12 protein-coding genes and 2 pseudogenes are annotated in these 13,816 nt (G+C 47.9%); 6 read left to right on the top strand and 8 right to left on the bottom strand.

All coding sequences use genetic code 11. The annotated features are described in order from the left end of the window. Window positions 1-16 precede the first annotated feature (16 nt). The 4 genes from GN112_RS33065 to GN112_RS33050 form a co-directional block, all read right to left on the bottom strand. On the bottom strand, window positions 17-223 hold the full coding sequence (locus GN112_RS33065) for a hydrogenase (RefSeq protein ID WP_155314007.1): 207 nt from the start codon (window positions 221-223) through the stop codon (window positions 17-19). A gap of 145 nt (window positions 224-368) precedes the next feature. Next, window positions 369-2,795, bottom strand: a complete 2,427-nt coding sequence (locus tag GN112_RS33060) for a glycyl radical protein (protein WP_155314006.1) — start codon at window positions 2,793-2,795, stop codon at window positions 369-371. Between the two features lie 36 nt (window positions 2,796-2,831). Next, the gene (locus GN112_RS33055; protein WP_155314005.1) at window positions 2,832-2,987 is read right to left on the bottom strand and encodes a benzylsuccinate synthase gamma subunit family protein; all 156 of its coding nucleotides are present in this window, start codon (window positions 2,985-2,987) and stop codon (window positions 2,832-2,834) included. A gap of 295 nt (window positions 2,988-3,282) precedes the next feature. Next, window positions 3,283-3,513, bottom strand: a complete 231-nt coding sequence (locus GN112_RS33050; RefSeq protein WP_155309029.1) for a hypothetical protein — start codon at window positions 3,511-3,513, stop codon at window positions 3,283-3,285. A 229-nt stretch (window positions 3,514-3,742) separates the two neighbouring features. On the opposite strand from GN112_RS33050, the gene GN112_RS33045 reads away from it, so the two are divergent. The 4 genes from GN112_RS33045 to GN112_RS33030 are packed head-to-tail and all read left to right on the top strand — an operon-like array spanning window position 3,743 to window position 6,992. Continuing rightward, on the top strand, window positions 3,743-4,108 hold the full coding sequence (locus GN112_RS33045; RefSeq protein ID WP_197743251.1) for a hypothetical protein: 366 nt from the start codon (window positions 3,743-3,745) through the stop codon (window positions 4,106-4,108). 4 nt (window positions 4,109-4,112) lie between these two features. Beyond that, window positions 4,113-4,688, top strand: coding sequence for a plasmid partition family protein (locus tag GN112_RS33040; protein WP_155309688.1), 576 nt, complete (start codon window positions 4,113-4,115; stop codon window positions 4,686-4,688). Next, window positions 4,669-6,348 carry an integrase gene (locus GN112_RS33035; RefSeq protein WP_155309035.1) on the top strand — a complete coding sequence of 560 codons (1,680 nt, stop codon included), beginning with the start codon at window positions 4,669-4,671 and terminating at the stop codon, window positions 6,346-6,348. Before GN112_RS33040 ends, GN112_RS33035 begins: the two co-directional genes overlap by 20 nt. Further along, the gene (locus GN112_RS33030) at window positions 6,324-6,992 is read left to right on the top strand and encodes an AAA family ATPase (RefSeq protein WP_155309036.1); all 669 of its coding nucleotides are present in this window, start codon (window positions 6,324-6,326) and stop codon (window positions 6,990-6,992) included. Before GN112_RS33035 ends, GN112_RS33030 begins: the two co-directional genes overlap by 25 nt. A gap of 1,270 nt (window positions 6,993-8,262) precedes the next feature. Here GN112_RS33030 and GN112_RS35590 read toward each other — a convergent pair. Further along, window positions 8,263-8,824 (bottom strand): annotated as a pseudogene (locus tag GN112_RS35590) (IS701 family transposase); the annotation flags it as partial. 283 nt (window positions 8,825-9,107) lie between these two features. Here GN112_RS35590 and GN112_RS35530 point away from each other — a divergent pair. Beyond that, on the top strand, window positions 9,108-10,106 hold the full coding sequence (locus tag GN112_RS35530; RefSeq protein ID WP_155314002.1) for an acyltransferase family protein: 999 nt from the start codon (window positions 9,108-9,110) through the stop codon (window positions 10,104-10,106). 243 nt (window positions 10,107-10,349) lie between these two features. Here GN112_RS35530 and GN112_RS33010 read toward each other — a convergent pair. After that, a pseudogene (locus GN112_RS33010) lies at window positions 10,350-10,562 on the bottom strand (IS91 family transposase); the annotation flags it as partial. Between the two features lie 387 nt (window positions 10,563-10,949). Further along, window positions 10,950-11,957, bottom strand: coding sequence for an IS1 family transposase (locus GN112_RS33005; RefSeq protein WP_155308629.1), 1,008 nt, complete (start codon window positions 11,955-11,957; stop codon window positions 10,950-10,952). 127 nt (window positions 11,958-12,084) lie between these two features. Here GN112_RS33005 and GN112_RS33000 point away from each other — a divergent pair, with 127 nt between their 5' ends. Then, entirely contained in the window at window positions 12,085-12,636 is a 552-nt protein-coding gene (locus GN112_RS33000) for a nucleoside-triphosphatase (RefSeq protein ID WP_155314001.1), read from the top strand. 15 nt (window positions 12,637-12,651) lie between these two features. Here the strand turns inward: GN112_RS33000 and modC are convergent, their stop codons facing one another. Further along, a complete protein-coding gene (gene modC, locus GN112_RS32995; protein WP_155314000.1) occupies window positions 12,652-13,737 on the bottom strand; it encodes a molybdenum ABC transporter ATP-binding protein in 1,086 nt (361 codons plus the stop codon). Window positions 13,738-13,816: the final 79 nt, after the last annotated feature.

Below are 13,816 nucleotides of genomic sequence, written 5' to 3'. Positions count from 1 at the left end.
CTTCGGTAGCGTGGAATCACAATAAATCTTTTATGTTTTTCCAGGATTCGCCGCCTTCGAACTTATCGCAGGCATCATCGGCCTTTTTTACCATCTTGCCCTTGATGGCCGTGGTGGTCTTCTGTGTCTTCGGGAGTTCGGATCTTGCCTGGATGCAGACTCCCTTGGTGGGATCACCAGTGGGTGAAGGAGTAATGTATTTACAGTCTTTGCAGGTTGCCATGGTCAGGGGCCCTCCATATTATAAGATGGAATCAAAAAAATAGCGGACAAATCGGTCAGCCATGGGAGCCGCCCGCCGACCGGGAGACCCCCATAAAATACATTCTATTCATTATATAATTGGTCCGACGCAAGCAGAATCCGGATCACCCCCTCAAATCCTGCTCCGTACGTGCGATAATGGTATCCTGTGAGTAACGGGCCAGATCAATGAACTTCGCGCTGTATCCGGCCACGCGCACGATCGTATCCGGAAATTTTTCCGGTTCTTTCTGAGCTTCCCGCATGTCATCCGATGAGATCACATTGAACTGAACATGATCGATGTTCATGGAATGCCAGGTATTCATGTAGGAAAGCCACAAATCGAAGCCCGCTTCGCTGCTCATCATTTCTGGAGACATCCGCTGGTTCAGCAGCATGCCCTTATATTTGGTGGTGTCGACTTTGGCCACCGATTTGAGAACGGCCGTCGGCCCCTTGCTGTCGCACCCCATGTAGGGCGAAATGCCGCCGTCATCCAGCGCTTCACCAGCATGGCGGCCGTTGGGCGTGGCGCCGGTTTTGGGCCCATTGACGATATAACCGGCCACGGACTGGCCCAAGGGCAGCGGATAGGTTCCCGAGTAGGTCCGCACCCGCTTGAACTCGTCGGCCATCATATCATAGTAACGCTCGGCGATGCTGTCGACGTAGGGATCATCGTTACCGAACTTCGGCGCATTCCAGAAATCGATGCGCATCTCCTCATGACCTTCCCAGTTGTTCCTCAGAGCGGTGAGCAGTTCTTCCATGGTGTACTTGTGCTCTTCGAAAATCAGCTTCTGAATCGCCGCCAGCGAGTCGACTACGACGATGTTGCCGCCGATCAGGTTGTGCCAGGGGTTGGGGATTTCGGCCAGTTCGTTGGCATCCATGCCCTTTTCCACACAACCGTCGTCAATGCTGGAAATGAACGGACAGCACAGGTACTTGGCTTCCAGCACCCGGCCGACATCCTTGGAACGGATCGTCAGATCGATGGCAAAGCGCGCCTGGGCCTGCAACGCCGACCAGACATCTTCAATGGATTTGAATTTGTTGGCATCCCCGGTTTTGGGCCCCAACTGGGTGTCGGTGAAAAAGCTGTCGAAACCGTCGTTGAGCGCAATTTCGAGCAATTTGGCCGGATAAAGATCACTGCCGCCCTCACTCCGGGTTTTCTGGGTTCCCCGCCGACCGGTGACCCCCGGCGACATGCACAGCACCAGCGCCCATTCACGCGCCTGCGCTTCGGGGACATTGAAGTACTTGATCAGCTGCTCGGTGTTTTTCTCGTCGTTTTTAATGGACGGGAAGCCAAAGCCTTTTTTGATATTATTGAAAACCCGGCGTTTGGTTTCAAGGCGGCCGTTTTTATTCCAACGGAAGGCAATCGACGGTTCGGTGGTCATGATGCTTTCGGTGGCATCCAGAATGGCATCCGTGCAGTCGTTGCAGCCATCGCTGCCATCGGCATTGATGCCCCCCAGGGTGAGAATGAAAAGGTCGTTGGCCCCGGCAAAAAACTCACGCAGCTGGCGCCCCTTGGTACTGCCATGCTCGGAGACCTTCAGGCGTTCGCACTCAAACAGTTCCACCGCCTCCTCTCGGGTCATGGGCTGGGCGGTCTGGTCGATCACGCTGGCCTTGTAAAACGGCCATAGGATTTTGTCCTCTTTCTGGCCATAACCGCTGCTGTATCGCTCGATGGAGTGGCAGAGCAGGTAGGTGAACCATTTGGCCTGCATGGCATCGCGCAACCCCCGGGGCGGGTTGGCCGGAACATGGCGGCAGATGTCCGATATTTCGAGCAGTTCTTCTTTGCGCGAATCGTCGCTTTCAAAATTCTCCGCGATAATCTTGGCCAGGCGCGCATATCGCTGAGCCCAGGCCAACACCGCTTTGAGCGCAATGGACATGGCCGTCCATTGATCGATCTTGTCCATGAAAGCCAGTTTGTCCTTGGCAATCCAGGGGGTTTTGCGCATCTCGGCGTTGGCCTCGGCGAGCTTGGCCTCCACCATCTGGATCCGTTTTTCAAGCCCATCCTCAAGCACCGACTCGTAGTTCGGCATGATACTGGAGAAGGCCGTTACGAACATGGGCGGCTGGACTGTCGTGGCCGAATACATGATATCTAGTTCTTCCTGGGTGAAATAAAATTCGCCCTTGCGCTGAATGGTGAACGGGCGCCAGTACTCGGCAATTTCGCGCATCTCTTCTTTATCTTTGCAGTAGGGGCTTTCCACCATGTCAATGGTGGCGAAATAGGAAAGCTCGGGGTACATGGGAAAGTAATCCGGATGTTCGGTATTTGCTCCCACGATCAGTTCATCGTCTTGAATATGAACCGTCATCTTCTTGAGAATGTTCTCAAGGCCCCTGGCCCGTTGGATGCATATCGGCTTGCCCACATGCTGCTTATGGGATTCAGTAACATAGCGGGCGCGCTCCACGCCGGCCCTGACGGCCGGATCGACATACTCTCCACCGGCCACATGCTTATACCGGCATCTTTCCTTTAGTCGCGTCGTTCTTTCAGTCGTCGCCATTTTCGATCCTCCCTGTTGCGTTGCTTGGATATGCCATCAAGGTTTCGGCCGCATCTCTTCACAGCCGGGGTCGGTCTCGAACACCGGCTTGGAAAGCCAGAACCGCCCTTTTTGATCCCGCCTTTCACGAATGCAATCACCTTTGCCCGCCTCGAAATCCAGATCCGTTTCCGGGATCTTGAAAAATTGCACACATTCGCCTGCTAAGGCAAAAATAGTGTAACGGCCTACCCCGCCTATGCGGCAAAAGTGTAACGGTTGGTTCTACTATCCCGCAGCGAGACCCCGCCCCAAAAATCAATAAACCTACCACGCTACCCCGCCGCAATAGCTCCCGCCGGCAATCGTTTTTACCAAAAAGTTTTTGTAGGTTGTAAAGTGGGTATTGTCATGGTCCAAGAAAATGAGGAGAAAGCCCGGAACCATCACTTCCGGGCTTTCAGGGTGAACTCCGTATCAAGGCCGGATGTTCATTAAGTAAATTACTTTAAACTCCGGCCACTTTCAAGGCCGGATGGTAAAGCTGATCCAAATATCCTGTCGTTGGTGCAACACCGTTTTTTGTGTGTGCCGGTGCTGCTTTCGTGGGCATGCTTATTGTTGCGATGCATGCCGCATCGCCGGTCGTCTCCAGTCCCGTCGAAAAGCGCAGCGACGCTACCGTAAAACCGATAAAGGTAAAAAAGCCCACCGTCTTGCCGAAAACCGTCGTCGGCATCGTGAAATCGATCCACGTAGAAAAAACATGGATGATCATACTTCAACAAGCCCTTTTAAACGGGTTATGTTGCCACCACAGATCGAAATTTCGGTACCTTTTCGCCTCGGTTTTCGATGCCGCTGCCATTTTTGCGGTCGGCCGGGTGAAATTGTGAGCCATTTTCCACGCCGTGGTTATGGATGAAATCTTTTTCAGGATTTTTTACGCAGATAAGGAGGCCAATATCATGAGACGACGGTTTACAGGGGGAGAACTGTTTCAACTGCGCAATCGGATCCCGGTTGACTGGCTGATCAAAGAACAGCTTCATATCCCATCTAAAGTGATCGAAGGCATTTTTCGTTTTCTATGCCCGCTATGCAATGAATTTCAAACCGCGACCAACCCCAAGACCAATCTCGCCAGGTGCTTTCTTTGCGAGAAAAACTTCAACCCGATTGATTTGGTCATGACCGTGAAAGGCCTTGGATTCGTTGACAGTGTCAAATATTTGCAAACCCTTGTACCAAACAGACCGGATCCTTTAACGGACCAACGGTTGGAATTGAATCAACTGCTTGGCGATATCGGGAAACGGATGAGCATCGGGTGAACAGATGGCCAACAACCGACTCACCCAATTGGAGGAGATCATCGCTGCCAATCAACACCATTTTCACCAAACCGGTAAGGCATTAAAGCAGATTCGAGACGATCAATTGTTTCGAGATTTGCTGTTCGATTCGTTTGAAGGCTATGTCAAGGACCGGTGGGATATGGCCCGATCCCAGGCATATCGTCTGATTAAGGCCGCCAATGTCATCGACAATTTGTCTCCAATTGGCGACGGCATCCTTCCGGAGAATGAATACCAGGCCAGGATTCTAACGCGTTTTACAAAAGAGGATCAACGCAAGATCTGGCGTGCATTTATCGCATCCGGCATGGCGCTCACGGCTAAGAATATTAGAAAGTACGCCCATCAAACCCTAAAGGCCAAGCATGTCAAAAAAAAGAATGCGTCTGTGGTCGATATCATCAGCGCAGACTATAAAACGGCCGTGATGGCCATGCTGGAACAGATTCGGTCGGCGCAAAACGATGATTGGCAAACGACATCCAGACAAGCGGCCTTATTCTGGCTGAAAGTGATGAAAGAGAAAATCATTCGTCATGAAAGACAAAGACTTTGAACAACTGCCCATGGACGACCGTTTCCTGATCTTGCTGCACAAAAAGATCATGGACAAAACCGGCAGCGCCAAACGCAGGGCCAAAAAATATTACATGGATCAATACCGTAAGACCGGCGTCATTCCCAAACCGCTGCTGCTTGCCGGCCAAGGCATCATGGAAGGCAGAAAGTGCAGCGGCCGGCGCCGGGTCTTGACCGAAAAAATCCAAAACCGCTTCATCGAGATGGTCAAGGCTTCCAGCGATCCATCGGACGATCGTTTTGTATTTATCACCCGCCATGGACGAACCATCAAAAATTACCACGCCTGGCTCGAACAAGAGTTCGAACGTAGCATCTCACTTAGCGCTTTAAGGCGTTTTGCCAGGCAAGCCAACCTCAAGGTCTATTTGGAAAAACCAGACTTCGAGGAAAAGAACGATCCCAGCGTCTGCTTTAAGGACGAACCGGTCTTCGATTTGATTCAAATGGACGGATGCAGGTTTCGCTATTTCAAGATTCGATCGGACGACGGCGTTTGGGCCAAGCCCCAGGTGATCGAGTTTTTTGACACCGGATCGCGCAACATGCTTGTGCTTGACGCCTATTTTTCCGAAAGCAGTCTAAATTCGGTGGACCTGTTCGAGAAATTTTTGGTGAGCACCCCCTTTCCGCAAAAAAAGATACGGCTGAGACCGGACAATGCAAAGGGTTTTGTCAACCTGAAACGCCCCATCAACGAACTGAACATCAAATTTTCATTGCCAGGCGGATTTTATCTGCAACCAAACTTCTCACGCATCCATGCGCCCAAGGACAAAGCACATCTGGAATCATCCCATCGCAGCATCCATCATTTTGAAATGCGGATCATCAAGCACTTTGAAGACCGCATCGTTAAGACAGAACCGGGCTATATCTACAAAAAGGGCAAAAAAGGAAAAATTACCATCACCTATCTCGACATCGATCTTGCAACGCTGCGCCAGAGTGGTTTACTCGAAGCCTATCGCCGGCAGCACAATGAGCAAAAGCACTATTATTCTGTGAACGGTAAAACATCGGCCTGGGTGCCCAAGGAGAAGTTTGACGACGGTCTTGCCCAATACGAGTGGATAACGTTCAGTGCGGATGACGTACGCCATTTCGTCAAATACGGCTATGACAAGATCAACGCCACCGTGGGGGCGAAAGGCATCATTACTTTCAAAAAGCAGACCTACTATGTGGCCGTTGGCGCGCAACACTTCAGCCGCCACAAGAGCACCAAGGTGTATATCTCCGATCTTGGCGACAAGCTGTTTATCTTCGAGCATAAGGAAAACGGTATCCTGCTGGGTGAAGCGCTGCGCCGGGAACCTTACGAAAAGCCGGTCAAAAAGGCAGGCACCGAACCCAACGCGGTTGAATTGATCAGCGCTTTTCTGCAGGAGAAAAAGATGGCGGTGGACAGGCCACGACTGATTGACATCCATCTTCGGGGTTTGACCCTCGATGCCGCCCAAACAATCTATCGGCAACACCGGAAACGATATATCGCTTACGCGATCAAACTACGCCAGCCTGAAACCATCACCGGCAAGGCGCTTTTCAATGCGTTCATTTTGGATTGCGAAAGACAATTGTCAAACAACCCTTTGGCCCCGTATGCCTCATGCAGCGAAAACAAAGTTTTATAAACGATAAGCGCCGGGTCTCCTATCTATCCGCGGTATACAACCGGATCTACCGGGGACAGAGCGTATTGATCGAGGGCGAATATGGTGTCGGAAAAACTCGTTTCCTCGAACTGCTCAAACCCAAAAAACTTCAAGGCGTATGGGTGGAGTCGCTTTTCAATGTGCATGAAATGTTGGCCTCCATCCTTCAAGGGTTGAACTACGAGGCGGTGGCCACTTATCGGCGCACGCCCCATCATTTGAAGCTGATCCGCAATCTGACCGATTATTACATCATCATCGACGAGGCCAATGACATCGAAAAAAGGGTTTGGCCCTACCTGAAACGAATCATGGACGCGCACGTGCCCATCGTTTTGGCCGGACTGCCAAAGGTGAGGACATATTTGACCAGCCAGCATCCGGATATCCTCAGCCGATTGAAAACCTTGATTCTGTATCCCATCGTAGTCGAGGATTTCATCCTGGAATACAAGGATTTTGAATCTGAAGCCATCGAACAGATTTATGTGGCCACCAGGGGCGATATGAGAAAATTCAAGGAAATTTGCACGGATTGCCGCGACAAGGCCAAAGAACTGGGCCATAGCTTCGTCGATTTAAATCTGGCGGTCGACTTTCTCGCCAATCTTCATCCCATGTAGGCTCCAAAAAACAATCTCTTCCCTCACTCTGCGGCGAATCAGCTTTCTCCCAAGACCTGTTAATCTAAATCCCACATCGTAACTTTTTTTAACTCTCGTAAAGTCGATTGTTATTGCATCGTTTCTCTATTAACCGCTAACGCGCAGCGGCATAAGATGCTTCAAGGCCTGAAATACGATGAAAAAGTTACATTATTTTGCAACGTCCTAAAGGCAGCCAATGATCACTAACGCATTAATATATTTGGGATATTTTTTAAACGGGGCCTGAATAAACAGAACGGGAAGCGTTACACTATTTTTGCCTTAGCATTCGCCACAAATCGTCATGGTAATCCTCCTTTGATCAATCATTATGTTGTCATTATGATCATCGTTGAAACCACAAACAGGCAAGCAAGCAAGTATAACAGGCGGCCAGAGTATTAAAGATGGGTTTTTTTATAGCCTGCTCGCATAAAATATGAGATTTTGTTAAATTATGAATACTGTTCACCTAAGCTGAGTGCCATTCAAAGACAATACCTCCGCTTTGTCAAGAACTTTTTTTGTTATCCAAAAATAAAATTAATATTTTCCATATTTTTCAGTATATTATTTTTTATATAGACTACTTCGGTATGAAAAACTTAAAGCTATCAACTGATTAATATTATTTGTTTATTTATATTGAGTTCTATTCTAAATATCCAAGATAGGCCAGACATTCCTCCAATCGGCTTCAATGCCCCATCCGAACAGCCCCAATCATCTTATTGAATCTATATTTAGACTCGTTCCAAAAAGCCTCTGGACAAAAATAAATATCGACAAATAATTGAATACCATGCTTGAACAATCCTCAATTAGTGACATTTTTATTGTTTTCATTAAAATCTGTTTGTGCCTATTCCACTCTAAAATTCTTTTTTCTATCTGATTTTATTTAAATTATTTTATTTATAATTTTTTTCAAAATCCACATCAATACGATTTACATTCAAAGGATATCGCTGCACGAACTGCGGCCAGCTCGATTTTCACAAGTTGTCCCCCTGCCGATAAAAAAGCGGTCAACTCCAGAATGGTTGCCTACCCCATAACCCTACAGCAATGTTGCGGCATCGCCGACGATGACATTCTCGCACCCTTGGAATATGGCGATGCCGCCTCCCACGGGCTCTAAAAATGGAGATGCTGGAGTACTGGCAAACGGAGATTAACCGCATAATTGACGCGGAGATTCTGATCTAACCCGATTTTCATCACATTATAAGGAGACTCAGCCGAAAGCCGAAAGGGACAGGTCGGTGGAATAAAGTGCCACCCACTGCGTCTTACGATAGATCCAGACCACCTTGACCGCACATCGGATGGTCTTGAGCATCACCACGCGTTCATAGGCTACGACGTTCCGGTTGCGGCCATACAGGTTGACGATGTATTCCTTTGCCAGTGATTTGAATCGAACGGCCAGCGCCGCCGCATTCCCCAGCTTGCGGCCATATTTACGCGGGCGGCCTCGAAAACCTTGTCGCAAGCGAAAATCTTCTTGCCTGTCTTGGCGTTGATACTGTCATCCAGAGCCAGCCGGTCGTTGGCTGCGGAATCAGTTATAACCGTTGCCATGGAATCCGTGGGGATGCCATGAAGGTATAGAACTTTTTACGACCGATCCCGGAAAAGCCGAACACCGTCTTCAAGCACCGTAGAATGTTTGAGGTCCTTGATGAGGCGAAAGGAACAATGATCGCCACGATCGTGTATACGAACCATATCCCCCGTTCCTGACCTTTACTGGACTGAGCAAATTCGTTTTTGAGTTTTTCAAGGATGTCGTGTAGGATAAGCATGCGAGGCCTTCGGTTGGGTTGTTTGTTTGTGGAAGAAGAAATATACCACAACCGAGCCTCGCAATTAGCACTAACATATTGTATTAACTATAAATATATATCATATCACCAAAAATCGGTTCCTATACCTGTCCTGTAATGATTACAATAGGCTACAGACGACCGCTGTTTTACTAACTATTTGTTATTACAGGTAATATCAACATTCTTTAGTAGTACTCACCCCGCCGGGCTGCTTTCAAAAAGGGGAAACTTTAGTAACTAATGTTAGCGTGGAGATAATATGAACAATCTCATAAAAAATAGGAACATCGGCATAGATCTACTTAGAGGTTTAAGCATACTGTACATAGTTGGATTTTGGCATATGTTTAATTATACAAAGGCATTCCCTGAATATTATAATCCTTTTACCCGCAGGCTTACTTTAATAATTCTCGGCACTTTTGTTTTTATCTCGGGGTATTTTATTGGAGGCGAAGATCTAATAATTAACAAACATAATATCATTGCTTTTTATAAAAAGCGACTACTTAGAATTTACCCACTTTATATAATTGCTATCTATTTATTCACACTTTTTAATTTATCAAATGTTATCACATCGGTTAAAGCTGGCGTTATGATTTCAATGCTATTAAAGCCTGCCCCGGTGACTCTTTGGTTCATTACAATGTTAATTTTATTTTATGTTATTTCACCATTTTTAATCCATTGTTCTAAAAGTATTAAAGCAAACCGCTTAATTTTTTATTACCTAATTTTTATTACTTTATTAATGATATACTCATATTTCACAAGAATGTTAGATGTTAGATTTGTAATGTATTTTCCTTCATTCGCTTTGGGTGTATTTGTCGCTAATAAAAATGAAAGTATCCATAGAACTAATAATAGTTTTACAATAATTATAATGATTTCAAGTGTTATCTTTTCGTTTTTTAAAGCTCCACATGAGCAACTAAAATTATTAATGTATATCCCAATGATTTTATCATGTTCATACTTTCTATTTCAATCATTTAAATATTTATCTGTATCTTCAAAACATGCTTGCAAAATTATTATATTCCTTAGCTATTCAAGTTATTGTATGTATCTTTTCCATCGTCTAATTTACATAAACTTTAAAAAAATATATTTTCCTGAAGTATATTTATATCAATTTTTCTATTTGGTTTTTCTTTGTTTACCTTGCATCATTTGTTGTTCATTTATTATTCAAAAAATATTTGATTTAACAATATTTGCGCTGACGAAAACGAATAAGGATAGATCGTGAGAGCGCAGCAAGCCACGATCTTATCCGGTTGTTGAACAAGCCCGACTTGAAGGATGATCTATTTATAAAGGAAATATCTTTTTCGGAAGAAGGCTGGGAATACAGATCTTTGAAAATCGAAGCTTCTTTTGGGCGTACTCGTGCGACGGCCTTGAGCAGGCATAGTGGTCATTGATGTTTTTCATAAAGTCGGCGAGTCCTCCTGTATTAATAGTGAACGGCAGGTTTTTGCCGATGTTGTGACTATCCCGGTTCCAACCGAAACCCGATGACCACCATGGGTGACTTACAACGTGGGCACTTGAATGCCGGACGACCGCGAAGCCCGATTTCCGGAATGACCACATGCAAGACCAGTTGAACCAGCGATAGCAGCTTTTTGGCGTTTGCGTGCAGAAAGCTGTAGTCTCTCACCCTACGGAAGCCTTTGGGGAGTACATGCTGCAAGGTTATGTAAGGTTGCCGGAAATAAATAAGGCTCATCGCGGATTAGTGTGAAAATCAAACATGTTGTTTTAATTTTTGATGTAAAATCAATGGGTAAAATATCTATGACTTTGATCATAGGGAAAAATCACACTAATCCGCGATGAGCCATAAATAATTCCCCCATCCTGCTTGTCTTTGCGCCCGTCTACCGCGTTGCTGCCACAGACACATATTCTCGATATGCACCAGTGCCAGCGCCTTGTAGACGACCACAAATCCGGCGCGATCTGGGGGAATTATTTCTTTCCGCCAGCCTTATTCGATAAATGGTGAGCAGACGATTTAAAACGAGTAACGGGAAACACGGCACTGGTTCAGTTGAATAGGCAATTAATTAGTCATAATTTTGAATAGTTAAATATGTTGTGCACTGAAAAGTGCTTCTGGAGTGATCTCGCATTCGAGTACTCCTAAACTAACAGCGGGCACCTTTTTGGTCGTAAAGTGAACTCTGAGGAAGTTATGGATAACCCAATAAACGTTCAACACGCGTTGAAGACCGGTTTCTGATTTTGCATATGTGTTTGTTTTTCTTCTATACGCGGAACATTTTCGGCGCATTGCAGCATTGTTGGCTTCAACGTGATTGGCGTGTGTTTCCTTATCTGTAATATGGTTTGTGGTCTCAGGGTGTTGAGGACATGTTGTCTGGTATTTTGGCCTTTTGCGTCCTTTCTTATGGGCTTGGGATCCTTTGTTTTTTACCCTGACGGTGACTCCCTTTTTCAACACTTTTCGAGGACGACCACGCATGCCAGTTTGAAAAAGCTCGTGGCATATTTCAAATAGAATTTTTCCATATCGACGTTCACCATCTGTCAGAAGGGTTATGTCTTCAGTTTGGTTGACAAGTTCCGCCAGGGTTTTGATTGCTTTTTCAAAAAGGGACCTGTCCTTTTTACCGCAGCTCATTTCCCAAATGAAACGGCTGGCTCTATCCATGAGGACAATAGTCCATCCGGAAGATTCTTCAGCAGGAACATTTTTTTTGACTTTTGTATAAAATTCATCACCTTCAATGACTGACTGGATGAACGTATGCGCCATTGAATAGATAAATAAAGTACTATAAAGATAGGAAAATTTTCTTTCCCAGGCAAGAAGGGTGTTTTTAGCGATTTTAAAGATCCGGCAGGTGGCATTGAGTGACGTTCCCTCAGTTCGGGCGTTTAAGACCTCCCAAATTTTACTGACAGGCTTTCTGATATCTTGCAGGAAGGTGTTTTTTGTTTCTGAGAATGAATATTTGCAGTCTTGACAAAGAAACATTTCCCTATCACCGTTAGAAATTGTGCGATATACATAGTCATGTCGGATATTTTCAGACGAACAATTGGGACATTTGCATGTAAATAACAGCATAATCTACTCCTTCTCATCATGGTTGGGGTAGATTACCGTACATTTTTTATTTTCTATTGTCCAGCTATTTTATGTATATTCTGCCACTTACAACACCTATTCAACTGAACCAGTGCCGGAAACACGGATGGAAGAAAAAAAGACGACGACGCCCACGATTGTCATGGTCACCTCACCCCAGCACACCGGCAAATCATCCCTGATCGCCCGTTATGTGGATTTGTGCCGGCGGCACCAGATTGCCGTGGCCGGAATTCTTGCCGAAGGACTTTGGGAAAACAACCGACGCTCCGGGTTCAATCTGGTCGACCTCTCATCCGGCATTCGCGTACCCCTGGCCTTTCGACGCGCTGAAAAAGCCAGGGCGAAAATTGCCTTTGAATTCTATGCGCAAGGCATGCATGCCGGCAAAAGGGCGCTGGATACGGGTCGCTGTGCCACGGCAGCGCTCATCGTTGTTGACGAGGTGGGAAAACTGGAGGTGATGGGGCAAGGGTGGGCAACGTGCCTGCCCGCGCTGATCGAGTTACCCGGCAAAACGCACATCTGGGCGGTGCGGAGCACGCTGGTGGAATCGGTTGCCGAGCGCTGGGGGTTCACGCCCCGAGCCGTGGTGGATGCACGCGCCCCGGACGCCCTGAACCAACTGATCGGCGCGTGCGCCCTGTTTAAGGGGTAAATCCAACGCCGATCGCTATCCTTCCCTCCCGCTACCCAGCGACACCGCCACGCTCTTGATCAGCGCAAACACCGGTTGACCCGTTTTCAGGTCCAGTTCCTGGAAGGATTGGCGGGTGATCCTCGCCCACAGGGGCGCACCGATGTTCAAACGCACATCCACAAAAAAGGTTTGGTTGTCCAGAATCTCATCGACCTTGCCGGCAAAAACGTTCTGAAAGCTGGTTTGGCCCGGCGGCGCCAGGGCAATGGCCACATTGCGGGCAGGAACGCGCACACGCACCGGCGTGCCCGCGGAGGCCTCGATGGGAGCGACCTTGAGAATACAGTCGCCGAAGCCAAGGTGGGTCAGGCCGCTGGCATCCTGGGGAACCTCAACGGTGGTTGAAATTACCGATCCGCTGTCATCCGGGCCCAGGCGGCTGTGCAGGTCCGGCCGGGCCAGCAGCTCCTCCAATCGTCCATGGGCCAGAACGCCGCCCTTCTCCAGCACCACCATGTGATTGGCCAGGTTGAGAATTTCATCCAGGGCATGGCTGACGTAGAGAATCGGGATGGCAAACTCCCGGCTCAAGCGTGAAATGAATGGCATCACTTCGGATTTGCGCGAGGCATCCAGGGAGGCCAGCGGTTCGTCCATCAGCAACATGGCCGGACTGGTGAGCAGGGCCCGGCCGATGGCCACGCGCTGCTTCTCGCCACCGGAGAGTTTCGCCGGTCGCCGGTCGAGCAGGTGGCCGATACCGAGCAGGTCGACCACCGCATCCAGATCCACGAAGCGCCGATCCGGCGGGGTCCGGCGCATGCCGTAGGTCAAATTGCTGCGCACCGACAGGTGGGGCAGGAGCCGGCCATCCTGAAACACATAACCGATGCGGCGCCGCTCCGGCGGCAGATCGATCCCCTGGCCCGAATCAAACAGGCAATGGCCGTTGACCGCGATACGACCGGCATCGGGCCGCATCAGGCCGGCCACCATATTGACGATGGACGTCTTACCGGCACCGGACGGACCGTACAGGGCGGTAACACCTGAATCTGCGCTGCGAAAAGCGGCATTCACAAAAAAATTGCCCTGTTGGCGTTTAACGTTGATCTCCACAAAAACTCCATCACCCGACGAAAACCATGGCGGTCGATTGGCCTTCCATTAAAGTATAGCCTTCAAGATAATGCTTTTG

Origin of the sequence: Desulfosarcina ovata subsp. ovata (genome assembly GCF_009689005.1) — a bacterium.
In the GTDB taxonomy this organism is placed as follows: Bacteria; Desulfobacterota; Desulfobacteria; order Desulfobacterales; family Desulfosarcinaceae; genus Desulfosarcina; species Desulfosarcina ovata.
Note: the sequence above shows the minus strand (reverse complement) of the source record. Positions and strands in the feature narration are given on the sequence as shown.

Bases quoted from the DNA above. Each gene is read 5' to 3' on its own strand.
- GN112_RS33065 (WP_155314007.1), bottom strand. From the start codon at position 223: ATGGCAACCTGCAAAGACTGTAAATACATTACTCCTTCACCCACTGGT.
- GN112_RS33060 (WP_155314006.1), bottom strand. From the start codon at position 2,795: ATGGCGACGACTGAAAGAACGACGCGACTAAAGGAAAGATGCCGGTAT.
- GN112_RS33050 (WP_155309029.1), bottom strand. From the start codon at position 3,513: ATGCCGACGACGGTTTTCGGCAAGACGGTGGGCTTTTTTACCTTTATC.
- GN112_RS33045 (WP_197743251.1), top strand. From the start codon at position 3,743: ATGAGACGACGGTTTACAGGGGGAGAACTGTTTCAACTGCGCAATCGG.
- GN112_RS33040 (WP_155309688.1), top strand. From the start codon at position 4,113: ATGGCCAACAACCGACTCACCCAATTGGAGGAGATCATCGCTGCCAAT.
- GN112_RS33035 (WP_155309035.1), top strand. From the start codon at position 4,669: ATGAAAGACAAAGACTTTGAACAACTGCCCATGGACGACCGTTTCCTG.
- GN112_RS33030 (WP_155309036.1), top strand. From the start codon at position 6,324: ATGCAGCGAAAACAAAGTTTTATAAACGATAAGCGCCGGGTCTCCTAT.
- GN112_RS35530 (WP_155314002.1), top strand. From the start codon at position 9,108: ATGAACAATCTCATAAAAAATAGGAACATCGGCATAGATCTACTTAGA.
- GN112_RS33005 (WP_155308629.1), bottom strand. From the start codon at position 11,957: ATGCTGTTATTTACATGCAAATGTCCCAATTGTTCGTCTGAAAATATC.
- GN112_RS33000 (WP_155314001.1), top strand. From the start codon at position 12,085: ATGGAAGAAAAAAAGACGACGACGCCCACGATTGTCATGGTCACCTCA.